The sequence below is a fragment of the Novosphingobium sediminicola genome (genome assembly GCF_014196525.1).
GTDB classification, from domain to species: domain Bacteria; phylum Pseudomonadota; class Alphaproteobacteria; order Sphingomonadales; family Sphingomonadaceae; genus Novosphingobium; species Novosphingobium sediminicola.
Map to the genome: position 1 here is coordinate 29128 of NZ_JACIDX010000001.1, position 26316 is coordinate 55443.

The following is a 26316-nucleotide window of genomic DNA, read 5'->3' on the forward strand; positions in this document are numbered from 1 at the left end:
TTAAATCTCCTTCAGCAGCGCTTCGATGTCGGCCATCGTCACCACGCTGGTAATCTTTACGTCCTTGATGGTGCGGCCAATCATCGGCCCCAGCACCTTGCCGCCCAGTTCGACGAATTCGGAAACGCCTGCCGCCTGCATGGCGATTACGCTTTCGCGCCAGCGCACACGGCCGCAGACCTGTTCGACCAGCAGCTTTTGCACCAGCGCCGGATCGGTCACGACATCGGCGGTCACATTTGCAAACAGCGCGACCGAGAGCGCGCCCGGCGCAGTCCGGGCCAAGGCCTCGGCCATCGCGTCAGCAGCAGGCTGCATCAGCGGGCAATGGAAAGGCGCCGACACCGGCAGCGCCACGCCGCGCTTGATGCCATGTTCTTTCACCAGCGCAATGGCGCGGTCAATCGCGCCCTTGTGGCCGGAAAGGACGACCTGACCCGGATCATTGTCATTGGCCACGGTGCAGACTTCGCCCTCAGCCGCCGCCGCCGCCAGAGCGGACGCCTTTTCAATATCCGCACCCAGCAGAGCCGCCATCGCGCCCACGCCCACCGGCACCGCCGCCTGCATCGATTGCCCGCGCAGTTTCAGCAAGCGCGCCGTATCGGCCAGCGAGAACGCCCCCGCCGCGCACAGCGCCGTATATTCGCCAAGCGAATGACCCGCGACGAAATCGGCCTTGTCGGCCAGACGGATGCCGCCCTCGGCCTCCAGCACGCGCAAGGTGGCAATCGCATTGGCCATGATCGCGGGCTGCGCGTTCTCGGTCAGCGTCAGCGCGTCTTCCGGCCCTTCGGCCATGATCGCGGAGAGCTTCTGGCCCAGCGCGTCATCGACCTCTTCGAACACTTCGCGGGCCACGGCGCTGGCCGCTGCCAGTTCGACGCCCATACCAACCTTCTGGCTGCCCTGACCCGGAAAAACGAAAGCCCGCATTGCGCGATAATCCCTGATAAATGCAAAGTGGGCGCGGGTTATTGCGGATGAGCGCCAGAAGCAAGGCCAAACGGAACGATGCGATTATCCGCATCATGGCCGATATCGGCCCCGCCCAGAAAGGGAATGGCATGGCGCGCGCACCAGTCGGCCACGATTTCCGAGGCCTCGGCGCCAAAGGGCCGGTCATTGTCGGGCACATCCGACACCCGCCCCAGCCGGACCCCGGCCACGCCCCCCAGATGGGCCGACACATGAAACATCAGCCGGTCAATGGCATAGAGATACTCGCTGACCTCCTCGATCATCACCACATGGCCCGCCAGCCCCGGCATGATCGGCGTCCCCGCCAGCATGGCCAGCGTGGTCAGGTTAAACGCCACCACCGGATGCTTCTCCCCGGCCAGCGAGGGTTCGAGGCCCTGCTTCTCTCCGGCGAAAAAGCTCAGCGCGCGGCGCAGCGCGGCCTCTCCGCCAATACGGCGGCCATCGGCCACCATCGGCCCGTGGCACGCCACCCCCACCCGCGCGCGATAGAGCGCTCCCAGCAGATAGCCCATGTCCGAATAGCCCATATAGCGCTTATGCGCCGCTGCCGCGCTCAATTGCGTCACCGCGCTTTGGGCAATGCGGTTGCTGCCATAGCCGCCGCGCGCGAACCAGACCGCATCGAACCCCGGATCATTCGCGCAATCGAGGAAAGCGGCAAGGCGCGTGGCATCATCCCCCGCGAAATGGCCCGCCGAGGCGAAACATTGCGGGTGGACATGCACGCGCACCCCATAATCGCCCGCGATGGCTTCGACGAGGGCGGCATCCTCGGGCGTGATCGGGCAAGCGGGAGCGCAAATGGCAATTCGGGTCATAGAGCGAGGCATAAAGCATCGCGCAAAAAAGTGGGAACCGGTTTTTTGCTTTTCGCGATGCGGTGAACCAAGACGCCGGTTGCTTCTGTTCGCGCCACATCCTAACCCGCGCGGATGGACAAAGACGCGCTCATTTCGACCCCGTGGTTTTTCTGTGGCATTGGCGGATCGGGCATGTTGCCGCTGGCGCTGATCCTGCGGGGCATGGGGGCGCAGGTGGCCGGATCGGACCGCAGCCGGGATCAGGGGCGCACGCCGGAAAAATTCGCATGGCTGGAAAGCCTTGGGTTTGAATTGTTCCCTCAGGACGGCAGCGGGATGAGCGATGGGGCGCAGATCCTTGTCGCCAGCGCGGCGGTGGAGGATAGCGTGCCGGAGGTCGTGCGTGCGCGCGAATTAGGCTGTGCGCGGATGAGCCGGGCCGAGCTGCTGTCCACCCTGTTCAACGCCGCCCCCGCACGCATTGCGATTGGCGGCACCAGCGGCAAATCGACCGTCACCGGCATGGCGGGCTGGATCATGACGCAGGCGGCATGCGATCCCACGATCATGAACGGCGCGGTGATGAAGAATTTCGTCGCCCCCGATGCGCCCTTTGCCAGCGCGCGGGTGGGCACGGGCGGCGTCTTCGTGTCCGAGGTGGACGAGAGCGATGGTTCGATCGCGCTCTATAATACCACCGTTGCGGTGCTCAACAATGTCAGCCTCGATCACAAGAGTCTGGAGGAATTGCGCGAATTGTTTGGCGATTTTCTGGCCCGAGCCGATGTGGCCGCGGTCAATATTGACGATGCGGAAAGCGCGGCCCTGATTGGGCGGGCGCGGCGGGTGGTGACATTTGGACTGGACAGCGAGCAGGCCGATATTGGCATCGTGGCCGGATCGATTGTGGAAACACCCACGACCATTGCCGCTACGTTGATCGACCGGCGCGATGGGGCGACCTATGGGCTGACGCTGCGCGTGCCGGGGCGGCATAATCTGGCCAATGCGCTGGCGGCGCTGGCGGCGGCGGATGCGGCGGGCGTGGCGCTGACGCAGGGTGTGGCAGCCATCGAGAGCTTCACCGGCCTTGCGCGGCGCTTCGACATTGTCGGCACCAGCGCGGGCGGGATCACCGTGATCGACGATTTCGGCCACAACCCCGACAAGGTGAGCGCCACGCTGCACACGTTGAAAGCTCATCCGGGACGAATTCTGGCGTTTTTCCAGCCACATGGCTATGGCCCGCTGCGCCAGATGGGGCATGAACTGGCACAGACCTTTGCGCGCCTGCTGGCAGGTGAAGATCAGGTGATCCTGTGCGATCCGGTCTATTTCGGCGGGACGGTGGACCGCACACAAGGTTCGCAGCGGATCGTCGATCTGATCGGGGATCGGGCGCGCTATATTCCCGCGCGCGATGATGTGGCGGCCTATCTGGCGCAGGAGGCCCGCCCCGGCGACCGTATCGTAGTGATGGGTGCGCGCGACGATACGCTCACTCTGTTTGCCAAAAACCTGCTGGAACAGATTAGATAAGACGCAAAAAGGGGCGCGGGGGGAGAAAGCCCACGCCCCTTCTCGCATCAAACGCAGGGCTTCAGATGACGCGCACCTGCACCAGCGTCTGATTGACCAATTGATAGGCGATTTCGCCAAAGGTGACAGGACCGGCCACGCCGCCCACCGTCTTGCCTTCCAAACCGCCGAACAGATAGTTCAGGATGCAATTGCACGACCACATCGCGCCATCATGGTCATGGGCGGCAAATTGCGCGGCAAAGGCGGAAGGATAATCCTCCACCGGAGCGGCAAAGGCGTAGTCGATGCCGGGAAACACTGGAGCATAGAGATCCACCGTGGTTTCCCCCACGGCGCGCAATGAAGCGTTGATCCGCGCGCCCGAATAATCGCCCACCAGCGGCAATTGCCCACCTTCGACCCCCCGCTCGCGGATATAATCGGCAAACAGGCGCTTTTGCCCGTTCACAATCACATCGCGCGGCGAAAAGCTGGCTTCTTCAAAGCGCAGCGTGTCCACGCCATCGGCGGAAAAGATGTTCACGATCTCTACGATCGGCATCATGCCCTCGGGCAGATGGATTTGCAGCACCGCCGCGCCATCGCTCAGCGCGCCGCTGCCCGAACCGTCATAGACATAGGCGGACGAACCTTCCTCGCCCAGATCGAAGCCCGCGATCCAGCCCACCGTGGGCTTGAGGAAGGCCAGCGGATATTGGCCCGCCTCTTTGGCGAAACGCTGATGGGCCTGCGACTGAAACGGCAGGATGGCCAGAGCAAAACCATGCTCGGGCGCTTCCTCGGTAATATCCTGAAGGGCATCGACGTCGTAATGATGCGAGGTGACCGCGCCGAGGCCCGAAAAATCGGTCACGAAAACGCGCGTGGCATCAATCATTTCGCCGCCCTCGGCGGTCAGGAAATAGGGCGTGGTGCCACCGATCCAGTTGCCTGCGGGCAATTGATCGAGCGCTTCCTTGCGCCCGGCAATGGCCAGCGGCGCGCCCGCGCGGATAAGAGCAATTGCATCGTCCAGCGCGACCAGCGCATTGATGCGCCCGGCCATCGCGCCAGCGAAGTCAGATGGAGCTAAGCTGTGCGATTTCATTGGCCAGTCCTCTTTCCCATTTCACAAAGAAATCATAAACTTCATCAGCCTTTTGCGCAGGCGTGAGCTTGCTCATCTCCAGTCGCTGGCTGAGCATTTGTGCGCCAAGATTTGTAGTTCGCAGTTTTTTCAATCCACCATTGGCCAACTTTTGCCAGCATGGCGCCGATTTGGATGGCAGGGCCATTAGGTTCCCCTTCGCAAGTCTGCACTCTTTGTCGCTGCGCCTGATTAACCCTTGGCTTTTTACATTCGGCTGAAAACGAACTCGGTATTCCATCGTATTTCGACGAGGGGCTAAATTTCACCGTTCTGGGCAATAACCCGTAAAACGCATCCAAAGATATTAAACGCCCTTATTGTAAAGGATTTTCAATCCCGACCACCTTCTCGTTTAAAACGCTCTTCGCTTGGAAAAAAATTCGTTTAAAACGATTGACTGCAAGGAAAAGACATGAACGCTTCCCGGTCAGACAAGCAGAAGAGCGGAACGGAAACACTCGAATTACGGGTACAGTTTTTTGAAGTTCGGCACGACGATTATCGCGCCTTTTCGCGTATCGCCAAATCGCTGCGCAAATTCGCTCCTGCGGCGCTGGACCGCTTCTATGGCCGCGTGGCGCAAACCCCCGCCATCGCCAGCTTCTTTCCCACCAGCACATCGGCTCGCAGTGCGCGCGACAAACAATTTGCCCATTGGGTCGATCTGTTCGAAAAGAACACCGACGGGCTGTCCCAGTCCTATTTCCAGCGCGCCAGCCATATTGGCGACGTCCACGCCCGCATCGGGCTGGAGCCGACGTGGTATACCGGCGCCTATGCCACCATCCTTCAGGATGTGATCAAGGGCATGGTGGCCCAATCGCTGGCCGGGCGTCTGGGCGGACGGGCGATGGCGCAGGATATCGCGACGCTGGTAAAACTGGCGATCATGGACATGGACATCGCGCTGGGCGCCTATTTCCGCGCCGAGGAAGCCAAACGCCAGAGCGTGGTCGCCAGCCTGTCCCACGCGCTGGAAGCCATGGCCAATGGCGATATGACTCATTCGCTGACCGACCTGCCGCCCGGATATGCCAAGTTGCAGGCCGATTTCGAGGCCATGCGCCGCTCGGTAAACGCCGCGCTCAATGGCGTCACGGCGGCGGTCGAAACGATCAGCGCCGGTTCGGCCGAAATCCGCAGCGCGTCCGATAATCTTTCCACTCGCACCGAACATCAGGCCGCCACGCTGGAAGAAACCACCGCCGCGATGAACAGCCTGACCCATGGCATCAGCGATGCCGCACAGGGCGCAAGCCGGGTCGAGGCCAGCGTGTCCGAAGCGCAGGACGAGGCGCAAAAGGGCAGCGAAGTGGTGCGCGAGGCGGTGGATGCCATGGCCAGCATCGAAAGTTCGGCGCGAGAGATCACCCAGATCATCAATGTCATCGACGGCATCGCGTTTCAAACCAACCTGCTTGCCCTGAACGCAGGCGTCGAGGCCGCGCGCGCGGGCGATGCGGGCAAGGGTTTTGCCGTGGTCGCCAACGAAGTGCGCGCGCTGGCCCAGCGTAGCGCAGAGGCGGCCAAGGACATTCGCGGCCTGATCGGCACCAGCGTCGATCAGGTGACGCGCGGCGTTTCGCTGGTCGATCAATCGGGTCAGGCCTTCACCCGCATCACCGGCAAAGTGGCCGACATCGCCAGCCTTGCCATCACCATCGCCAGCCTGAGCCGCGAACAGGCGGGCAATCTGGTGCAGATCAACGAATCTGTGGGCGACATCGACCGCAACACCCAGGCCAACGCGGCCATTGCCGAGGAAGCGACCGCCGCCGCGCGCAGCCTTGCCTCGCAGGCGCAGGAACTGGCCCAACTGGTCGCACGTTTCCGCATTGAACGGACGACGATCGGCAGCCCCGCCTCGCTGGCCAACCTGTCCCCCGCCCCGATGCCCCTACCCCGCGCCAAATCGCCGCCCAAACTGGTCCCGGTGCCGCGCAGCGAAGGCGCCCTTGCCGTCAAACCCTCGCCCGAACCGGCCGCCGAGGCCGACGACTGGGCCGAGTTTTAAGCCCCACTCCGCACGGGCAAAAAATCATTTCGCGGATCTTAATTTCCCTCTCCAAGCCCCGTTTCTATCTGTGCCGAGAGGAAATGCCGGAGCCACGCCATGCTGCTCAATACGATCGACGATACCGTAGTTTACGTCCCCCGCGCCGAACGTATCAGCTTTGACCTGATGGTCCGATATCGCAGCCTTGAGGATCGCGGACCGACCCTGCTCAAGAACCTGACCTGCGGCGGGGCGCGGGTCGAGGGCGTCGCAGGGCTGCGCTGCGGCGACAAGGTGACGCTGTGCCTGCCCTCGCTGGCGCCCAAGGAGGCGACCGTAGTGTGGCTGCTGGATCTGAGCGCGGGTTTGGAATTCGACCGCCCGCTGCATCCCGATATTTTCGAGGAAATGGTGCTGCGCCATGCCAGCCAGCGCGAGCGGTCGGAAACCGACCGCCTGACGCAGATCAACAATCGCTATGACCGCGACGAAGAGGAAGAACTGCCGAACTAGGCCCCTCTTTTCATGCCCGCCGCAGCAAAGCAGGCAAGCCGTGCAGCGCCCCGGCAACGATCATGCCGATCGCCAGCCCGGCGATCCCGGCGATCCCCGCCCCGACGATCCAGCCCAGCGCCGCGCCTGCTGCCGCCTCCACCGCATGGGCCGTGTCATGCTGCCAATGGGCGGGCGCGGCAAGGCCCAGTTGCTCGCCCCCATGCAGCAGGATGCCCCCGCCCACCCACAGCATCGCCGCCGTGCCGACATTGGCCAGCAGGGTGAGCAAGGGCGGCGTGCCCTGCACCAGAGCGCGTCCGATGGCCCGGCGCAGCCCCGATCCGCCGCGCGCCAGATGCAGGCCGATATCATCCGCCTTCACGATCAGCCCGACCACGCCGTAAACCAGCACCGTGATGCCCACGCCCACAATGCCCAGAATGACCGCGCGCTCGATCAGCGGCTTATCGGCCACCTCGGCCAAAGCGATAGCCATGATTTCGGCCGAAAGGATCAGATCGGTGCGCACCGCACCCTTGACGCGGGCTGCCTCAAAGGCCTTGGCATCCGTCACAGGCCCATCGGGCGTCTCGCCATGCGCCTCGCCGCCCAGCTTCTCCAGCAGCTTTTCCGCGCCCTCATAACACAGGAACAGCCCGCCCAGCATCAGCAGCGGCGTGATCGCCCAGGGCAGCAGCGCCGAAAGCGCCAGCGCCAGCGGCAGCAGGATCACCAGCTTGTTGAACAGGCTGCCCCGCGCGATACGGGCGATGACGGGCAATTCCCGGTCGGGGGTGAACGAGGCGACATAGGCAGGCGTCACCGCCGCATCGTCGATGACCACGCCTGCCGCCTTGCTGCCCGCCTGCGCCACACCGGCCGCCATATCGTCCAGCGAAGCGGCCGCCGCTTTGGCAATCATCGCCACATCATCGAGCAGCGCGATCAAACCCACCGACATGTCTTCACAGCCCCCTGCGACAGGCGGCCCGACCATGCCGCCAGAATCAGAAATACCCGGTCAGATTGAACGACACATAGCGCGTATCGCCGCGCCGTCCATTGGGCGCGTTTTCCATAAACGACCCGCGCGCCAGATAGACGCCATCAAATTCAAAACGAAGCCTTTTCGGCTTGATCCAATAGCGCAGCCGCGTATCGAACTGATGTCCGGCAAAATTGCCCGACCGGCCCGTGGCATCGCGCACCGATGTGCTGGAAAAACTGTCATGAGCATCGGCCAGCCACAATCCGCGCCAGCCGATAAAGGCATCCACCCGCGCGCTGGGCGTCACCTCGATCCGCAGACCCGGTGAGGCGATATTGGCCCGGCCAACCGCATTATACAGACCGCTGGGCGCAAAATCACCGCGGCGGAACCCGAACAGAGTGTCGAAATGGCCATAGGTGCCCGAGGTGCCATCGCCGCTGGCCCGGTCGAATTCGAACAGCATATGCGGCTTCCACTTGCCCGCCCAGCTATAGCCCAGATGGGCGCGCAGGAAGGTCGCGCTGGCGGTCAGCGTGGCGGCATTGGCGGCAGTGCTGGCGCTGACATGGCCCCATTGATAAATGCCCTCGACCCCGCCATCGACATGGCCGGGGCGCGGATCAAAACTGGCGCGCAGGCCCAGATTGTTAAGCAAGCGGTCGCGCGTGGGGTGGCCGGGCGCGTCGCGCTCGCCAAAATGGATGAAGCTGATTTCGGACAGGAACGGGCTGCCCTTGGCCTGATGTGCCAGCAAGCCGCCCGACAGCGCGATGTTCACATTTTCCGAATCCAGCGCAAAGCGATTGTCGCGCAGCGAAACGCCATCATCGGGCAGGCGCAGATGCGGCATCAGATAGATCAGCGTGGACGTATAGCCGTGCGGCATCGCGGTCGTCACAATCGCGCCGGTATAGGAATTGGTGGAATTGCGATAATCGTCCGAGGCGATCAGGCGGCCCGAACCGATGCGCGCCATCATGCGCCCGGCCTGAATCGTGGTCTTGGTTCCCTTGCCCAATGTTGAGCCCAAATTGGCCATGATATAGGCCTGTGCGGGTTCCATCACATTGACATCATTGGTGGACAAAGGCGTGCCGGGATTGGCGTTCCATTCGCGGCTGTCATAGATTTCGCCGACAAGCTGGATCGGGCCATGTTTCCATTCGGCGCGCAAAGTGGTGCGCAGGCCGGGCAACTGGTCGCTGGCATTGACGCCCGCGCGGGCCTGTCCCTCGATGGCCTCATAGCGCGCGCGGATGCTGCCGGAAATCTGCACGCCATCCTCGGCCCGCGCATCCGCCGACCAGCATAACAGGCCCAATGCGGCCAAAACCGTGTATTTCATTCCCCGAAATCCCCCCGTTGGGCGCGTTCTCTAGGGAGGTGATGCTACAATCCAAAGCCCTAAAATGCCGGAGGGAGGCCCCTGCGTAGTTTTATCGGGAGCCCTGTTTCAGAATTCGACATCCAGATCCTCGAACTCCTCGGCCTCTGCCAAAGCGGCCTCGCGCCATACGATCATCGGGCCCCATGCCGCGATGGTCTGGCAATAGGCGGCGCTGGGCGCGCTAAGGCCCACCGCATAAGAAAGGAAGCGCGTGGTGACAGGAGCATACATCGCATCCGCAATCGTGGGCGCGGCGCCGAACAGGAACGGGCCGCCATATTTGCTCAAACATTCCTGCCAGATCACCTCGATCCGCTCGATATCGGGGCGGGCGCCGGAAAAGACCGGGAATTTATCATGGCGGACCTTCAGGTTCATCGGCAGGGCCGAGCGCAGATTGGTGAAACCGGAATGGATCTCGCCGCTGATGGAGCGGCAATGCGCGCGCGCGATCCGGTCAGCGGGCAGCATCTGGGCATCGGGGTAAAGCTCGTTGAGATATTCGGCAATCGCCAGCGTATCCCAGACGCTCGCCCCTTCATGCGTCAGGCGCGGCACCAGCACCGATGGGCTGAGCAGCAGCAGCTCGGCGCGGTCGGCCGCGTCATTTTCCACCCGCTGTTCATCGACCTCCAGCCCTGCCAATTGCGTCAGCAGCCAGCCGCGCAGCGACCATGCCGAATAGGTCTTGCTGGAAATGGTGAGCGTTGCCTTGGCCATGACTCGCTTCCTCTCTGGGCTGTTCTCGCTTTTGCAGCATAAACTCTTGCCAAGCGCAATGACGCAGCGCAGCATCACCCTATTATTTCATCCCGGCACTCATGCGAATCATGCACCGGGCGGAAAGATTGGCGGAACCGAACCCATGCTTTATCAGGCCTATCAGACCTATTGCGACATGATGGAGCCATCGCGGCGGATGGCAGCGCTCGCGCTGGAGGCGCGCGACCGCCTATGGCCATGGGCCGATGTGTGGGGCTGGCCGCGCCGGATTCATGCGCTTTGCGCGACTCACAAGCTTTCGGCCATCACTCACAGCCGCCCGGCCTTTGGCATTACGCATGTGCGCGTGGGCAATGCCAATGTTGCCGTGCGCGAGGAAGTGGCCGTCGAACGCCCCTTTGGCAATCTGATCCATTTCGCCAAGGACGAGGTGATGACGCCCCAGCCCAAGATGCTGGTGGTCGCCCCCCTGTCCGGCCATTACGCCACGCTGCTGTCTCATACGATCGAGGTCCTGCTGCGCGATCATGATGTCTATCTGACCGACTGGAAGAATGCGCGCGATGTGCCTTTGGCCGAGGGGCGTTTCGGGCTGGAGGATTACACCGATTATCTGATCCATTTCCTGCGCGAACTTGGGCCCCGCAGCCATATGCTGGCCGTGTGCCAGCCCTGCGTTTCGGCGCTGGCCACGGTGGCTGTGATGAGCGCCGAGCGCGATCCATGCACCCCGCGCAGCCTGACGCTGATGAGCGGGCCGGTCGATGTGCGCGAGGCGCCAACGGTGGTCAATGAACTGGCCAATGCCAATACGCTGGATTGGTTCGAGGCCAATCTGATCTCGCGCGTGCCTTCGCGGTATAAGGGCGCGGGGCGAAAGGTCTATCCCGGCTTTCTGCAACTGACCGCCTTTATGTCAATGAACCTTGGCCGCCATTTTGGGCAATTCCGCAAGCTCTATCAGGCGCTTGTCGATGAACGCGAGGCCGAGGCGAAGAAGATCGCCCACTTTTACGATGAATATATGGCGGTGCTGGACCTGTCGGCGGAATTCTACCTGGAAACCATCGATCAGGTGTTTCAACAGGCCACGCTGGCGCGGGGCGAGATGATGCACCGGGGCCGCCGCATTGACTGCGCGGCGATCAGGCAAACAGCCTTGCTGACGGTCGAGGGCGAGCGCGACGATATTTGCGGCGTGGGTCAGACGGCGGCGGCGCATCAGATGTGCTCCTCGCTCCGCCCCCATCTGCGGCGGCATCATCTGCAGCCGGGCGTGGGCCATTACGGCGTGTTTGCCGGATCGAAATGGGAAAAGCAGGTCTATCCGCAGGTGCGCAATCTGGTGCTGGCGATGAGTTGAGGGGTTGCATGGCCTCTATCCGCGCTGCGACCATAGGCGCGCTGTTGCCGGGGCGCGGCATCGGGTAAGAGGCGCCCATGCTGAGACTGGACAAAGAAGGCGCCATCGCGCGCCTGATGATCGACCGCCCCGAACGCCATAATGCGATGAACCTTGCCATGTGGCAGGCGCTGCCCGACTTGCTGGCGCAGGCGGTGGATGACGCGGATGTGCGCGCGATTGTCCTGACCTCCGCCACGCCGGGCCTGTTTTGCGCGGGCGCGGATATTGCCGAAATGTTGGCCGCGCGCGAGGATCTGGCGCTGCGCGCCGCAACGCAGAGCGCGATCAACGCGGCGCAATCGGCGCTGGCGCAATGCCCCAAACCCTTGGTGGCGATGATCGATGGCGATGCAATTGGCGGGGGATGCGGGCTGATTCTGGCCTGCCATATGCGGGTGGCCACGGCGCGCGCGCGTTTCGGCATTACGCCCGCGCGGCTGGGGCTGGCCTATCCGCTGCATGATACAGGGCTGCTGGTCGATCTGGTCGGGCCGGGTCAGGCTCGGCGGCTGATGCTGACCGGCCAGTTGGTCGGGGCGGAGGAGGCTCTGCGCATCGGGTTGATCGAGGAGATCGCCGAAAGCGCGCATGAGGCCTTGCGCGCCATCACCGCCAATTCCGCCTTCACCCATGCCGCCACATTGCACACCATCGCGCGGGTGATCGCCGGACAAAGGCAGGAGGACGAAGCCTCGCTGGCCCTGTTCGCATCAGCCTTCGACGGGACGGATTTCGCCGCCCGCGCCGAGGCATTTTTCAAACGCAAGAATTAAGGGGCCGAGGGCGCGGATTTTTCATAGCGAGGCCAATGCGTGGTGATTTCCCCCACCACCTTTGACCCGGCGGCATAGAGCGCCTCCAGCGCGGCGGTCATGCCCGAATAGCCCGCATTCTCGCGCGCCATGTTTTCCGCCGCCCCCATGCCCGGCGGCGGCATGGTGAAATTCGACCCCGCGCGCAGCACCATCACCCGATTGCGATCCGCCCGGCCCACCTTGGTCAGATATTCGAGGCTCTGGATGATCCCCGTCTCCTCCATCGCCGAGGTGACGAAAGTGCCCTTGCCATTGGTCCAGTATTTGACCCAATCGCGGCCCCATTGGGTCATCTTCTCGCCATGCCAATAGGTCATCGCGGCCAGTTGATCGCCCATCATCACGTGGGGCGGCATCTGGGCCGCCGGGAAATCCTTGTACAGCTCGCGCTGAGCGGCAATCGAGGCATCATCGGGCAGGTTCAAATCCTTGGTCAGCCCATAAGCCCATTGGGCAAGACCGGCGTTAAGCGCGAACATCTCGCCATTGGCCGCCACCGGCGCGGGCCCCGCCAACGGGTCGCCTTCCACCTTGGTCGAACCATGGATCGGGAAATAGCCATATTTCCAGCCAGCCGGAATTTCACGCGCATCAATCTCATGCGCCATATCGCCATCGACCAGATAGCGCGCCCAGGCCGCGCTGCCCGCAGAGCCAGCCGCCGGATCAATGCCCGCGATGCCCGCCACCAGCCAATAGGCCTTCGACAGATCGAGCCGCTGATCCAGCCCCAGCGCCAGCGCGGCGGTCGCCGACTTGATATTGCCCATGCCCGTCACAATGCCCAGAACCTGCGTATCCGGGTTGTAGTAAAGGTCGTGATAGCCCTGCGGGAAAGGGATCCGCTGGGTCAGCTTTGCCCGTTCCTTCCAGAGCTGAAACTCGCCGGGCCGGTCGCCCTCATCCTTGCCGATTTCAAACAGCGTGACCACCACCACCCGCACCGGCAGATGCGCGGCGCAGGGCGCGGCGGGCGCGCATTTGGCAATCGCGGCCAAAGCGGCGCGGGGAGACATAGGAGCCGCCGACACCGGCCCCGCCAATCCAGCCATCAGCGCCAGAAACAAAGCCTTGTAACGGGCCATTACCATAAATCACTTCCCTAAACGGACGGGGCGCCTGAACGCCCCGCCCCATCATCAGAACTTGTAAACCACCGAACCCTGCACGCTACGGGGCTTTTCCGGCAGGACGATGGTCGAGCCGAACAATTCGGTGAAATTGGCGCGGAAATAGGTCGCATCGGTGGCGTTCTTCACCACCACGCGGAACAGCCAAGGCCCGGTCTTATAGCTGGCCGAGAGATCGACCAGCGTATAGGCGGGCAGGCGCACCGCCTGCGACTGGCCCGAGAACACCGAATCGAAGGCCGAAGCGCTGACGGCAAAGGCGAGGCCATTGTCGAAAGCATAGGTGGCCGTGGCCGAATAAGTGTTGGTCGGGATCCCTGCGCGGCGCGACTTTTCCATCGTATTGGTCGAAATCAACCCGCCCGGCTGACCGCCAAGGATCAGCGCCGGATCAACGCCCTTCAAGTCCTCGATGCCCAGAAAGCTGAACGTGCTGCCCGCATTCAGGAAGGACAGGTTATACACCTTGGTCTTGGTGTAATTGCCCGAGATCAGCAGGTGCTTGTCCACCGACCAGCGCACTTCGGCCTCGATGCCGCGTGTTTCGACCGACTGGTTGACGGTCGAGGACTGGATCGAGAAATCGGTGCGCTTCTGGTTATAGGTGTCGATCGCGGCATAGAGGCGCCCGCCCAGCCACGAACCCTTGATTCCGGCCTCCCACATGCGCGAAGCGGTGGTCCATGCATTGCCCAGCACGTTGGAGGTGTAGATTTCCGCGCCCTGTCCGGCGATCACCGTCGATTGGCGCGACACCGTGCCATAGGGCACAAGGCCGAAGGGCAGCTTGTAATTGGCACTGGCGGTCCAGCTCCACATGCCATTGGTCGCCGAGGCCGAAGGCGTGACGCCCGCCGGCACGCGCAGCTTGCTCAGGTCATTGCTGGTGCGCACGTTAATGCTGTCATAGCGCGCGCCCAGCGTGACATCGAGACCGAATTTGAAATCGAGATCGGCCAGCGCCGCAAAGGCCGCATCGGTGTAATAGCCGCGCGTGTAATTGGTGTAATCGCAATTGCACTCAAGCGACAGGCGGCGGGCCGAAAGCGCGGTATAGCCCTGCGTCAGATCGACGCGGTGGAAATATTCAAACGTGAAATCATCGCCATGCAGGAAATCGGTATAGCGCACCGAGGGGCTGAGCTGGAGCTGGAACTTGCCCGCGCTGTTCTCCACCGAACCGGTGGCGACGATCTTGTCCTCGATCACATAGGAATTGTGAAATTGCGAGAAACCATAAGCGTTCTCGTTCAGATTGTCATAGCCGTCATAGAAAAGCTGGTTCTTGATCTCCAGCGTGTCGGACGGGTTCCAGATCAGATCCGCATACAGCGTAATCGCCTTGTTCCACAGCTTGTCATTCGGCCCGGTCAGCACATTCTTGCGGCTGAGCGTGGCGGTGCCGACATTGTTGAGCGCCAGCCAGGGATAGGCGGCAAAGCTGGCATTGGTGGCGCTGGCCGGATTGACGAAGAAGGGATTGAAATTGCCCACGCTGGTAAATTCGCTGGCCTGGATCAGGCCGTCGCCATTGGTGTCGAGCGGCTTGGCCGTGCCGGTGATATAGGTGCCATTGTTGACCAGCGCCTGCGTCAGGCGGTTCCAGCCGCCATTCTGCTGGCCCTTGTAATTGTGATACATGCCGCCGAATTCGAAGCGCAGCGTGGGGGTCAGGTCCATTTCAAAACTGGCCTGAAGGATCGTCTGCTTGGTCCCCATATTGTTGTAATAGGAGCCGCTGTCCTCAACCTCGCCATAGAGGCTGTAGCCGAATTCCTTCGAGCCAAGCTTGCCCGGACCACGGATCGAGGCGGAAAGCACATTCTTGCTCCAGCTGCCGCCGGTGTAATTCACCTCGCCCTCGGCATGGTCAAGGAACTTGCCCTTGCCCGCGCGCGCCGATTTGGGCACGAAATTCATATAGCCGCCGGTCTTGGAAGGGCCATAAATCGGCGAAGAAGGCCCGCGCACGATGTCGATCCGGTCCGAAGCGCCCAGCGGGGTGGGATAATTGCCCGGATTGTCCAGACGGCGCATGCCCCGGAAATAGATTTCGCCCGGCGTGCCGCGAATATCGAGCGCCCCGCCCACGCCAAAGAACGAGTTGGTGAACACGCCCGGCGATTGCGCCACAAGGTCATAGATCTCGGTCGCGCCGAAACGCTCCATCTGCTCCTTGGAAATGGTCGAGGCCGAACGGGGCGTTTCCACCAAATTCTTGTTGAAGCCAAAGATCGTGCCGACATCCTTCAAAGGCAACGCGCCCAGCGAGCCCTGCACGACGATTTCCTTCTTTTCCTCGGCCGGTTCGTCGGCGGCAAAGGCACTCGTTGAAAGCACCGATCCCGTCAGCAGTACTGCCGCCAAAGTCACGCGGCGCAGCCGTAATTTTTCCTGATATTTCATTATACATGCCCCCATGTTTGATGACCGGCCGCGACCCTTCGCCGCCCGCCCCGTGATTGTTCCCTGTCCTCTTGCCCATGCCTGTTCGGCTTATTTTTTGCTGATAGGCTTCATGGCGCCCCGGCCACCCGATCCCGCTCGAACACGTCCCATTCCCGGTCCAGCGCGGCCAGCGCCGCCGCCTTTTCATCAGGCGGCATGAAGGAATAGGTCAGACTGTTGCGCGAAGCCTGTTTGAGATCGCGATAGGTCAGCCCCTGTTCGCGCACGGCGCGGACATATTCGCCCGTCATGTCGCCGCGCAAAACGCCCGCATCATCGGTGCTGATGACGAAAGGCACGCCATGGCGTCGATAAAGCCCCAGCGGATGCGCTTCGCCCTTTACGCCAAGGATCACATCATTGCTGGTCAGGTTGATTTCCACCGCAATGCCTTCGCGGGCCATGTGCGCCATGGTGGCGGCGGCATGTTCCTCACCGGCAATATCGACGCCATGGCCGATGCGCTGGGCGCCCGCCGCAATGGCCTGTGCGATATGGTCGGTGCGATGGAGGGGCGGCACCTGCGTTGCGCCCAATTCGCCCGCGTGCAGCGTGCGATGAACGCGCGGATAGCGCGCCGCCAGAAAGCGGATCATCGCCATATGCAGCGGGTAATCGCGCAGGGCCAGCGGGTGATCTTCGGGCATGACGATGTTGATGCCGACAAAGCGGGGATCCTGGTCGGCCATCATGAAAGCGGCCACCAGCGAGCGAAACACCATGCGCGGCGGCAGCGCCCGCAAGGCCTGAAACAGATAATGCACCCGCACCCGGCATCCGGCTTCGGCCTGCGGCGTGGCGCATTGCATGGCCTTGGCCGCCGCCGCCTCATCACCGGTCAATTCCGCGCTGGCCCGCGCCAGCAAAGGCTCGATCAAGGCGCGATCAGCCTCGAAGGTGTCGGCAATATCGCCCTCGCCCATCGGCCCATCGCCCGCCGCCATGATGGCCTGCGAAAAGGCGTTGGTGTTGTGATCCAGCTCCAGATAGCTTACCCGGTCCAGCGCGGCATGGCGGCGCACCGAGGCCAGCATGGGCGCGGTCGAGATGGCAGCGATCGGGGCAAAGCGGGCAAAGGTCTGAAAGAATTGCGCATGGCCAGAGCGCTCATTGCGCCCCACGCCCGCCTGCCAGCCGCGCGTCGAAAAACTGTCGACCAGCCGCGCATAGGAAGGCGATTCCTGCCCGTCGCGGCGCTCGATCCGGCGTTCGCTCGCGCATCCGCCCGGCGGGGGCGGCTCGACGCTCAGCCCATCGGCGGTGGCGCAAAAGCCCGCTTGCGCCGCCCAGAGCAGATAATCCTCCGCCCAGATCGCCCCCGACAGGTGATTATGCAGATCGCCGCCCTTGGGCATGGCGCGCAAAAACACGCGCAATTCGGTCGGGCTCTGCGCCGCGCGCGCCATCATCTGCGCCACCGCCGCCTCGCGCCCCGGAGAGGAATTGGCGCGGGCGGCGGTGGTTCCGGCCAGAACCGCGTGAGGGAGGAGCGCGGCCCCGGCCAGCATGCAAAGACCCAAAGACCGGCGCATACGCAAGGTCGAGGCGCCCAACCGCCGCCTGCCACCGGAAATGTTCAAGATTGGTCCCCGTCAAAGGGTCCCCTGACCCCTTCGGCGGTGAATTTAGGGCTTGACCTGCAACAATCAAACGCAATGATTCAGACGCAGCGTTGCAAAAATGAGCGCACCCTTATGGAGCTATCCCATGCCCGCCTTTTCCCGTTTCCTGCGCTATTTCATGGTGGTGGGCCGCACCGGCTCGATCCGCAAAGCGGCCGATGAATTGCACGTCTCGGCCTCGGCCATCGACCGGCAAATCCTGAACGCCGAGGCCGAGATCGGTATGCCCCTGTTCGAACGCCTGCCCTCGGGCCTGCGCCTGACGGCGGCGGGCGAGATCATGATGGCGGCGGGCGGCAACTGGCAGAAATCGCTGGCCGATGCGCGGGCGCGGATCGAGGATCTGCGCGGGCTGAAACGCGGCCATGTCGAGATTGCCGTCATCCATGCGCTGACCAAGGGCTATATCCCACAGGTCCTGTGTGCGCTGCACCGGCGCTATCCGGGCATCACGGTGGCGCTGCGCATCCTGGACAGTGCGGCGATGCGCGATGCAGTGGCCGATGGCGATGTCGATTTCGGCATCGGTTTTGAACCGCAATCGATCCGCGATCTGACCGTGCGGGCCTTTGCCGAAGTGCCGCTGGGCTTCATCAGCCTGCCCGGACACCCGATTTCGCAATTGCCACGCGCGCGCTTTTCAATGGCCGCCGATCTGCCCATCATCCTGCCCGCGCGGCCTCTGGCGGTTCACGATCAGGTGGCCGTTCTGCAAGGCGCGGCGCAGGTGCCGCTCAACCGCATCTTCACATCCGACAATATCCAGATGATCGCCAGTCTGGTGCAGGAAGGTGTCGGCGTGGGCGTCCTGTCATGGGTCGATGTGGCCAGCGAGGTGCGCGCCGGAACGCTCTGTTTTACCCCTCTGGCCGATCCGATCCTGAAACCTCTGGTGCTGGCCATGACCACGGCCACATCGCGCACGCTGTCCTACGCCGCCGATCTGGTGCTGGGCGAAATCCAGCAGGGGTTTGCCGCACTGGCCTATCAGGAATAGCGCGTTTATCCAGCGCAGGCCGCCGCCAGCAATTTCATCCGCATCTGGCTCAGATTGGGCAGATTGGCCTGCGCAAGCAGCGCGCTGTCGGCCGCGCCCACGATGCGGTCCTTGCCGTAGCAATTGCCCAGATCGACCGTCTCCTGCGCCACCGCCCGGCCCAGTTTAAGCGAATAGAAGCAGCGCACGGTGGGCATGGCCGGATCGTCGGGGTTTTGGTCCACCACCATCGCCAGCCGATGCGAGGCCAGCAGCACGATCGACCCCACCGGATAGACCCCCACCGCAACAATGAACTCGCGCAGAATATCGGGATCATACGCCCCCGCATCGCCCTGCATCATCTCGATCACGCGGGCCGGGTCGGACACGCCATCCCCGTCAAACGGATTGGCCAGATCGTCATAGGTATCGCAGATCGCCGCCATCCGGCCCAGCAGGCTGATCCCCTCGCCCGCCACGCCTTCGGGATAGCCCGTGCCGTCCATCCGCTCGTGATGCTCATAGCAGGCGCGCACGACCGCTTCGTCAAAACCGCCCGTCGCCACGAAATCGCGCCCGAACAACACATGCTCGCGCACCGCCCGCTCGGGCAAATCCCGCCAATCGCCCTGCCACCCATCAGGCACGGGCAGCAGCGCAATGCCGCTGTCCATCAACAGGCCGACAAGGCCCGCATCATGCATCTGTTCATGCGTCAGCTTCATCTGGCGCCCCAGCGAGATCATCAGCGCCGCCGTCGCCAGCGCATGGCGGAACAGATATTCCATATCGCGCTTGCACCGCATCAGCCCGTTGAAGGCATGGGGATAGCGCTGGACCGAGGCGAACACCGCTTCGACCACAGGGGCCACCACCTCGGGCTGGATCGCCTTGCCCAGCCGCGCCTCGATAAAGGCGCGCGAGATGACCTTGACGCCCATGTCGGCCACCTGTTCGGCGCGGCCAAATTCGCGCGCCATGCTGCGCGGGGTCAGCGCGTTGGGCTGGCGCTGGGCGGCCTTCTGTTCCTCCAGCAGCATCTGACGCCGCCGCCGGGGTGTGATGGGCGCCATGAACGCCACCGGCTCGCCATCCTCCACATCGCATCCGCGCTCCGTGTCGATGATCACTGCGGCCACATCGCTGGCACGCAGCCGCGCGAGTCGGTCCTCGTCGGTCAGCAAAAAGCGGCCGCGCCAGAAGGGATGGCTGAACCAGTTGCCCTCCAGCTTGTGGATGAACATACCAAGTTGCGCGTTATGGGGGTCAATCCGTTTGAGCATGGGTCTGTGCAGGCTTTTGTCTGAGTTACGACGCGAACCCCTGCAATTGGCGGCAAATTTCTAAAATCCAAAGCGTCGGGATCTAGGCAAAATCCCTTGGCCAGCCCCACAGAAAAAGAGCGGGAATCGGGCTGAATCCTTGCGATTTTCGCCCAGAGCGCGGGCGGCGCTGGTTATCGCCGGTTTAAATTTCGCGCGGGCCTGATTGAGGGAAAAGGCCATGAATTTTTATTCATTTTTCCTATTGCAACGCATTCGCATTTGCTCAATAGGCTCTTGCAACTTAATCGCAATAAGGAAAGCCCATGACCTCCGGCAGCAAACCCCTTCTGCTCGGCGCCGCATCGCTGATCGCACCGGCCATTGCCAATCCCGCGCTGGCCGCCGAAAAGACCCCCCAGCAGGCCGATCTGGGCAGCTTTGCCGTCACCGACACCGCCGTCACGGGCGGCACCTATAAGACCGAGCGCCAGTCCTCGCCCAAGGCAACCGCCGATCTGGTCGACACCCCCCGCTCGATCACGGTGGTGACGCGTCAGGTGCTGGAGGACACGTCTTCGACCACGCTGGCCGAAGCGCTGCGCACGGTGCCGGGCATCACGCTGGGGGCTGGCGAAGGCGGCAATCCGCTGGGCGACCGCCCCTTCCTGCGCGGCTCGGACAGCCAGAACTCGATCTATCTGGACGGTGTGCGTGATATTGCCGCCACCAGCCGCGAAACATTCGCGGTTGAAGCCATCGAAATCACCAAGGGTTCGGACGGCATCACCAATGGTTCAGGCAATGCGGGCGGTTCGATCAACATCGTGTCCAAGCGCCCGGAAAAGCGTCGCTTCATCAATGCTGACGCTTCCTATGGCACCAAGGATTACAAGCGCTTCACGCTGGACATCAACCAGCCGATCAGCGATTTCGTCGGCGCGCGCGTTGCCGCCATGTATCACGATCAGGGCGTGGCGGGCCGCGACTATGTGTGGCAGCGCCGCTGGGGCATCGCGCCCTCGCTGAAAATCGGCATGACCGGCCCCACCAGCCTGACGCTCGACTTCTATCACATGCAGTCGAGCGAGCTGCCCGATCAGGGCATCCCCTATACGCGCATCGCCACCTCGCTGCCCGCTGGCTACACCGAAATCGCCCCGCTGGGCACCTCGGCCTTCACCACCGCCAGCGGTGGCACGGTCCAGCGCAGCCGCGGCACGTTCTACGGCCTGACCGACCGCGATTTCCGCACCACCAACACTGACGGCTTTGGCGCGCGGTTTGAAACGCAACTGGCCAAGGATCTGAAGCTGCGCAACACGCTGCGCTATACCAACACCGAACAGAACTATCTCTGGACCCAGCCCGACGATTCGCGCGGCAACCTCTATACCTATGGCACGATCGCGCGCCGTTCCAACGCGCGCTACAGCACGCAGGACGGTCTGGTCGAACAGCTTGATCTGTCGGGCAAGTTCAACACCGGCGGCATCCAGCACTCGTTTGCCGCGGGCCTTGAATATAACTGGCAGAAGTCGGCCATCGGCAATTATTACGCCGACACCAGCGGCACCGCCATCGCCGCCGCCCAAGCCTGCGCCACCGCCACCACCGGCAGCAACTATATCTGCACCAGCGCATCGAACCCCAACCCGCTCGACCCCTGGACCGGCAGCGTTGTAAAGGCGGGCACCGCCTCGATGACCTTTGCCGACTGGACGACGCTGTCGGCCTATGCGTTCGACACGATTACGCTGACCGACAAGCTGCTGCTCAACCTTGGCGGGCGCTATGACCGCTATCTGACCCATGCCAGCGCGGCCGTGGCCGTCCCCTTCACCGCCGCCCGCACGTGGCAGCGCCGGGTGGACAACCTGTTCACCTATCAGGCCGGTCTGGTTTACAAGCCCCGCCCGAACGGCAGCTTCTATATTAGCACCTCGACCTCGGCCGTTGCTCCGGGCACGTTCCTGGCCCAGGGCACCGAAGACAATACGCTGACCACGGCGAACCTGGACCCCAACAGCCTCAAGGTGCAAAAGACCACCACCTATGAAGCGGGCACCAAGTGGAACCTGTTTGACGAGAACCTCTCGGTCTCGCTGGCGGTGTTCCAGACGCGCACCACCAATCTGCGCGTGACGAGCGACTCGGGCGCCGCCACCTTCATCGGCGACAAGCGCGTGCGCGGCATCGAGCTGGGCGTCAGCGGCAATGTCACCGACAAGTGGAGCCTGTTCGGCGGCTGGGCGCATATGCCCTCGGTCATGCTCAACAGCGGCTCGACGCTGGTCGCCGGGGTCTATGTCACATCGGCCACCACCGGCAAGCGCGCGCCCAACACGCCGCTCGACAGCTTCACGCTCAACACCACCTATAAGGTCACGCCCAAGTTCACGATCGGCGGCGGCGCGATCTATATGTCCAAGGTCTATGGCGGATACAGCTATGGCAGCACGGCCGCCACGGTGCGCGCGGTCTATGTGCCTTCCTACTGGCGCTTTGACGCCAATGCCTCGTATCAGTTGACCGATCATGTCGGCGTCAAGCTCTCGGCGCTCAACCTGACCAACAAACTGTATTACGATCAGGCCTATACCAGCCACTATGCCCATCAGGCGGCAGGCCGCACCCTGCTGGCCAGCCTGAGCCTGAAGTATTGAGCATGAGCCATTCCCCGCTATCGGTGGAAGAGTGGCGGGCGGTGCTGGCGGGGGACCCCGCCGGCGCCGCCGCTGCGCTGTTTGATGCGGCGCAAGGCGGCGACCGGCTCGCCGCGCTGCATTACGGGCAATGCCTGCTGGATGGGCATGGTGTGGACACCGACCCTCAGGGCGCGTTCCGCTGGTTCGTTCAGGCCGCCCAATCGGGTCTGGCCCCCGCGATGAACATGGTGGGCCGCTGCCTCGATCAGGGCTGGGGCGTGGATCAGACCCCGCGCCTTGCCGCATCATGGTTTGCCGCCGCCTCCGACAAGGGCGATGTCTGGGGCCTCTACAATTACGCCACCGCGCTCACCCTTGGGCGTGGTGTTGAGCAGGATTGCGCGCGCGCGCTGGACCTGTTCCGCCGCGCGGCCGCGATGGGCCATGCCAAGTCGCAAAACATGATCGGGTCGTTCCACGAGGACGGCTGGGAAGTTCCGGTCAATCTGAACATCGCCGCCTATCACTATGCCCGCGCGGCCGAGGGCGGTGATTTTCGCGGCTGCTTCAACCATGCCCGAATGGAAATAGCGCATGGGCGATTGGAAGTGGCGCAGCGCTGGCTTGCCGAGGCCGCGCGCCTTGGCCATGCCCGGTTCCGCCATCAGATGGCCCAATGGCTGATCAGGCGCGAGGAAGAAAGCCTGCGCCGGTTTGCCGACCAGATTTTATCGACGGACATGACCCCGGCATGAGCAAGAAGAAGAATGGCGCGGCCAAACAATGGTGGCAGCGCCAGTTCCACACATGGCACTGGATCAGCGCGGCGATCTCGCTGATCGGCATGCTGTTTTTCGCGATCACCGGGATCACGCTGAACCATGCGGGCGCCTTTGCCGCCCAGCCGGTCGTGGTGGATCGCAATGGGCAATTGTCGGCAGGCGCGCTGGTTCTGCTGCGCGCGCATCATGCCACCACCGGCCCCCTGCCTGCGCCCGTGGCCAGCGCGGTCGAACAGGCCGTCCATATCGATGTTTCGGGCCGCGATGCCGAATGGGCCGAGGATGCAATCACGGTCAACCTGCCCCGTCCGGGCGGCGACGGCTTTGTTTCGATCAACCCGGCCGATGGCGCGATCACGGCGGAAATGACCGACCGTGGCCTGCTCTCGCTGGCCAATGATCTGCACAAGGGGCGCAATGCGGGCGGCCCGTGGGTGTGGTTCCTCGACATTTTCGCGGTGGCCTGCGTGGTCTTCACGCTCACCGGCCTGCTGCTGCTGCACCTCCATTCCAAGCGCCGCCGTTCGACATGGCCCCTGGTGGGGTTGGGTCTGATCGCCCCGCTGCTGCTTATCCATTTCCTTGTTCCCTGAAGGAAGATTTGATGAAACCCTCCTCCCTGCTTGCCCCTGTTCTGGCCTTGGCGCCGGGCGCGGCGATGGCCGGTTCGATCTCGATCGACCTGCCGCGCCTGCCCGTTGCCGAATATCACCGCCCCTATGTCGCCATCTGGATCGAGGGGGCGGGCATCCAGCCACGCACCGTCGCCATCTGGTATGACGCCGACCATCGCGGCGATCCGGGCACGAAATGGCTCTCGGACCTGCGCGGATGGTGGCGCGTGGCCGGGCGCAACATCGGCACCCCGCCTGCGGGCATTTCGGGCGCCACCCGCGCGCCGGGCCACCACACGATCCCCTTGCCGGCCGACCTGAAGCCCGGCGCCTATACGCTCAAGGTCGAGGCCGCGCGCGAAACCGGCGGCCGTGAACTGGTCAGCGTGCCCTTCACCATGGCCAAGACCGGCGGCAAATCGGCTGGAACCGGCGAAATCGGCGCGGTCGCCGTCACCCTCCCCTGATCCCCCACGCTTTCCTGACCTCCCTTCCTGCCCCCAAAACATCAAGGAGCCTCCCCATGGCCAAAAAGATGATTTTCAAGTCGCTTGCCCTGCTGGCCGGTGCTTCTGCCCTTGCACTGCCGATCACGGCTTGGGCGCATCGCCAGTGGCTGCTGCCGGTCGCCACCAATTATTCGGACGAAGATCCCTGGGCCGGCGTCGATGCCGCCGTGTCGAACGACCTGTTCTTCCCCGACCATTTCCCGATGCAATTGGCGCAGGTCAAAGTGACCGCGCCCGACGGCACGCCGGGCAAGATCGAGCATGGCGTCACCGCCCGCTATCGCAGCAGTTTCGACGTTCACCTGACCCAGCCGGGCACATGGAAGATCGGCACCGAGGGCTTTAACGTGATGGGCAGCTTCAAGGTCGATGGCGTCGAAAAACGCGTTGGCCGCCGCCCCGGTCCGCCTGCGGGCGCGATGGGTCCCGGTGGTCCCGGTGGTCCCGGTGGTGAAGGCCGTGGCCCCGGCGGTCCGGCTGGTGAAGGACGCGGGCCCGGTGGTCCGGGCGGTGAGGGTCGCGGTCCCGGTGGTCCGGGCGGCGCTCCGGTGGAAACCGTGGCGCTCGATGCCATTCCGGCCAATGCCACCGATCTCAAACTGACCGAAGCGATCAGCCGCAACGAGATCTTCGTCACGCGCGGCGCGCCCACCACAACCCTGTTCAAGCCCACCGGCAAGGGGCTGGAATTCGATCCCGTCACCCATCCCGACGATCTGGTGTCAAACGAGCCGGGCAAGTTCCGCTTCCTGATCGACGGCAAGCCCGCCAAGGGCCTCAAGCTGACGGTCATTCCAGGCGGCAAGCGCTATCGCGACGCCGAGGGTGGCTATGATGTCATCACCGATGCCAATGGCGTGGCCACCGTCAAGTGGACCGGCGCGGGCATGTATTGGATGACTATCAGCGCCACCGACAACCACCCCGCCACCCCGCGCGCCACCGAGCGCCGCATGACCTATACCGCCACGGTCGAGGTGATGGCGCCCTGATGATGACGGGGGCGGGGCCAGCAACAGGGATGGCGCAGGTGCGTGTCGCCCTGCCCTCGGTCATTGATGGCGATGCCCTGTGCGGTCTGGACCCGAAGGCGCCCGTGGTGGCGCTTTCGGGTCAGACCATGGGGACGGTCTGGCGGGTTCGCGCAGTTTGGGCGGGCGATGATTTGCACGGGGCTATTGCCGCGCGGCTCGATGATCTGGTGCGCCAGATGAGCCATTGGCAGGCCGACAGTGAGCTTTGCCTTTTCAACAATTTACCCGGCGGCGAATGGGCCTCGCTCTCGCCCGATTTCGCCCATGTGATCGAGGCCTCGCTCGATCTGGCGCAGGCCAGCGGAGGCGCGTTCAGCCCGGCGATGGGGCGGCTGGTAGATCGCTGGGGCTTTGGTCCGCCCGGGCAGGTGGCAACGCCCCCCGGTGATGATGAAGTGGCCGCGCTGCGCCCCTTCTGCGATGTTTTGCGTCTGGCATGGGATGGCGCGGCGGGGCGGTTGCGCCAGCCGGGCGGCGTGGCGCTCGATCTTTCGGGCATTGCCAAGGGCTATGCTGTGGATGCGCTGGCCGCGATGCTGCGGGCAATGGGCGTGCGGCATGGGCTGGTCGAGGTTGGCGGCGAATTGTCCGGCTGGGGCGTGCAGAGCGATGGCCAGCCATGGTGGGTCGATCTGGAAAATCCGGCAGGTCTGGCTCCCTTGCGAATCGCGCTGCATGGTCTGGCGGTGGCGACGTCGGGCACCTATGTTCGCGGCGGGCATAATCTTGATCCGGCCACCGGGCGTCCGGCGCATAATGGCGTGCTGGCGTGCAGCGTGATCCATCCCCAAGCGATGATCGCCGATGGCTGGGCCAGCGCGTTGAGCGTGTCGGGGCCGGATCGGGGCCGGGAAATGGCGGATCGGCGGGGGCTTGCGGTGCGCTGGGTGATGGAAGACGGGGCCGAGGTGTTGAGCGCGGCGCTGAACGATCTGATTGCGAATTAGATGCAATAAGCCTTGCCGGGACAGCCTCCTTTTGCTAATCGTTAGCAATAGCGAGCATTAACGACCCTGCGAGG

At 63.4% G+C, this 26316-nt stretch carries 23 protein-coding genes; 12 read left to right on the top strand and 11 right to left on the bottom strand.

Features of this window, described 5'->3' with window-relative positions:
• The gene (gene fabD, locus GGR38_RS00150; RefSeq protein ID WP_183621551.1) at positions 1-936 is read right to left on the bottom strand and encodes an ACP S-malonyltransferase; all 936 of its coding nucleotides are present in this window, start codon (positions 934-936) and stop codon (positions 1-3) included.
• Positions 937-974: 38 nt separating this feature from the next.
• On the bottom strand, positions 975-1802 hold the full coding sequence (locus GGR38_RS00155; protein ID WP_183621553.1) for an LD-carboxypeptidase: 828 nt from the start codon (positions 1800-1802) through the stop codon (positions 975-977).
• A gap of 114 nt (positions 1803-1916) precedes the next feature.
• Between GGR38_RS00155 and GGR38_RS00160 the strand changes: the two genes are divergently transcribed.
• Positions 1917-3323: a glutamate ligase domain-containing protein gene (locus GGR38_RS00160; RefSeq protein WP_183621555.1), complete on the top strand. Its 1407-nt coding sequence runs from the start codon at positions 1917-1919 to the stop codon at positions 3321-3323.
• 61 nt (positions 3324-3384) lie between these two features.
• On the opposite strand, the gene GGR38_RS00165 is transcribed toward GGR38_RS00160, so the two are convergent.
• Together GGR38_RS00165 and GGR38_RS00170 are read right to left on the bottom strand one after the other, a co-directional pair.
• Complete coding sequence (locus GGR38_RS00165; RefSeq protein WP_221226942.1) at positions 3385-4413, bottom strand: DUF6976 family protein; 1029 nt, start codon at positions 4411-4413, stop codon at positions 3385-3387.
• A complete protein-coding gene (locus GGR38_RS00170; RefSeq protein WP_168603636.1) occupies positions 4385-4600 on the bottom strand; it encodes a hypothetical protein in 216 nt (71 codons plus the stop codon). Before GGR38_RS00170 ends, GGR38_RS00165 begins: the two co-directional genes overlap by 29 nt.
• Positions 4601-4867: 267 nt before the next feature.
• Between GGR38_RS00170 and GGR38_RS00175 the strand changes: the two genes are divergently transcribed.
• The gene (locus tag GGR38_RS00175) at positions 4868-6469 is read left to right on the top strand and encodes a methyl-accepting chemotaxis protein (RefSeq protein ID WP_183621557.1); all 1602 of its coding nucleotides are present in this window, start codon (positions 4868-4870) and stop codon (positions 6467-6469) included.
• Positions 6470-6568: 99 nt separating this feature from the next.
• Positions 6569-6964, top strand: a complete 396-nt coding sequence (locus tag GGR38_RS00180) for a hypothetical protein (protein WP_183621559.1) — start codon at positions 6569-6571, stop codon at positions 6962-6964.
• A 10-nt stretch (positions 6965-6974) separates the two neighbouring features.
• Here the strand turns inward: GGR38_RS00180 and GGR38_RS00185 are convergent, their stop codons facing one another.
• The 3 genes from GGR38_RS00185 to GGR38_RS00195 form a co-directional block, all read right to left on the bottom strand.
• Positions 6975-7907 (bottom strand): DUF808 domain-containing protein, encoded by a 933-nt coding sequence (locus tag GGR38_RS00185; protein ID WP_183621560.1) that lies wholly within the window; start codon positions 7905-7907, stop codon positions 6975-6977.
• Positions 7908-7953: 46 nt separating this feature from the next.
• Positions 7954-9282: an alginate export family protein gene (locus tag GGR38_RS00190; RefSeq protein ID WP_221226943.1), complete on the bottom strand. Its 1329-nt coding sequence runs from the start codon at positions 9280-9282 to the stop codon at positions 7954-7956.
• Positions 9283-9390: 108 nt separating this feature from the next.
• Positions 9391-10044 carry a glutathione S-transferase gene (locus tag GGR38_RS00195; protein ID WP_183621562.1) on the bottom strand — a complete coding sequence of 218 codons (654 nt, stop codon included), beginning with the start codon at positions 10042-10044 and terminating at the stop codon, positions 9391-9393.
• Between the two features lie 145 nt (positions 10045-10189).
• Here GGR38_RS00195 and GGR38_RS00200 point away from each other — a divergent pair, with 145 nt between their 5' ends.
• Positions 10190-11410, top strand: a complete 1221-nt coding sequence (locus tag GGR38_RS00200; RefSeq protein ID WP_183621564.1) for a polyhydroxyalkanoate depolymerase — start codon at positions 10190-10192, stop codon at positions 11408-11410.
• A gap of 77 nt (positions 11411-11487) precedes the next feature.
• Positions 11488-12225 carry an enoyl-CoA hydratase/isomerase family protein gene (locus GGR38_RS00205; RefSeq protein WP_183621566.1) on the top strand — a complete coding sequence of 246 codons (738 nt, stop codon included), beginning with the start codon at positions 11488-11490 and terminating at the stop codon, positions 12223-12225.
• On the opposite strand, the gene GGR38_RS00210 is transcribed toward GGR38_RS00205, so the two are convergent.
• The 3 genes from GGR38_RS00210 to GGR38_RS00220 all read right to left on the bottom strand — a co-directional run bounded on the left by GGR38_RS00210 (position 12222) and on the right by GGR38_RS00220 (position 17425).
• The gene (locus tag GGR38_RS00210; RefSeq protein ID WP_246404143.1) at positions 12222-13358 is read right to left on the bottom strand and encodes a purine nucleoside permease; all 1137 of its coding nucleotides are present in this window, start codon (positions 13356-13358) and stop codon (positions 12222-12224) included. The genes GGR38_RS00205 and GGR38_RS00210 overlap by 4 nt on opposite strands.
• Before the next feature lie 48 nt (positions 13359-13406).
• A complete protein-coding gene (locus tag GGR38_RS00215) occupies positions 13407-15803 on the bottom strand; it encodes a TonB-dependent siderophore receptor (protein WP_246404144.1) in 2397 nt (798 codons plus the stop codon).
• A gap of 110 nt (positions 15804-15913) precedes the next feature.
• Entirely contained in the window at positions 15914-17425 is a 1512-nt protein-coding gene (locus GGR38_RS00220) for an amidohydrolase family protein (RefSeq protein WP_183621570.1), read from the bottom strand.
• Between the two features lie 127 nt (positions 17426-17552).
• On the opposite strand from GGR38_RS00220, the gene GGR38_RS00225 reads away from it, so the two are divergent.
• Positions 17553-18464 (top strand): LysR family transcriptional regulator, encoded by a 912-nt coding sequence (locus GGR38_RS00225; RefSeq protein WP_183621572.1) that lies wholly within the window; start codon positions 17553-17555, stop codon positions 18462-18464.
• A gap of 5 nt (positions 18465-18469) precedes the next feature.
• Here GGR38_RS00225 and GGR38_RS00230 read toward each other — a convergent pair whose 3' ends face one another.
• Positions 18470-19729 (bottom strand): HD-GYP domain-containing protein, encoded by a 1260-nt coding sequence (locus GGR38_RS00230; RefSeq protein ID WP_281379332.1) that lies wholly within the window; start codon positions 19727-19729, stop codon positions 18470-18472.
• Between the two features lie 305 nt (positions 19730-20034).
• Between GGR38_RS00230 and GGR38_RS00235 the strand changes: the two genes are divergently transcribed.
• The 6 genes from GGR38_RS00235 to GGR38_RS00260 are packed head-to-tail and all read left to right on the top strand — an operon-like array spanning position 20035 to position 26242.
• The gene (locus tag GGR38_RS00235; RefSeq protein ID WP_183621574.1) at positions 20035-22374 is read left to right on the top strand and encodes a TonB-dependent receptor; all 2340 of its coding nucleotides are present in this window, start codon (positions 20035-20037) and stop codon (positions 22372-22374) included.
• Between the two features lie 2 nt (positions 22375-22376).
• Positions 22377-23111, top strand: coding sequence for a tetratricopeptide repeat protein (locus GGR38_RS00240; protein WP_183621576.1), 735 nt, complete (start codon positions 22377-22379; stop codon positions 23109-23111).
• On the top strand, positions 23108-23731 hold the full coding sequence (locus GGR38_RS00245) for a PepSY-associated TM helix domain-containing protein (protein ID WP_183621578.1): 624 nt from the start codon (positions 23108-23110) through the stop codon (positions 23729-23731). The genes GGR38_RS00240 and GGR38_RS00245 overlap by 4 nt, the downstream gene beginning before the upstream one ends.
• Before the next feature lie 11 nt (positions 23732-23742).
• Entirely contained in the window at positions 23743-24219 is a 477-nt protein-coding gene (locus GGR38_RS00250) for a DUF2271 domain-containing protein (protein WP_183621579.1), read from the top strand.
• A gap of 56 nt (positions 24220-24275) precedes the next feature.
• Positions 24276-25253 (top strand): DUF4198 domain-containing protein, encoded by a 978-nt coding sequence (locus GGR38_RS00255; RefSeq protein ID WP_246404145.1) that lies wholly within the window; start codon positions 24276-24278, stop codon positions 25251-25253.
• A gap of 29 nt (positions 25254-25282) precedes the next feature.
• On the top strand, positions 25283-26242 hold the full coding sequence (locus GGR38_RS00260) for an FAD:protein FMN transferase (protein WP_246404146.1): 960 nt from the start codon (positions 25283-25285) through the stop codon (positions 26240-26242).
• The last annotated feature ends 74 nt before the right edge of the window (positions 26243-26316 follow it).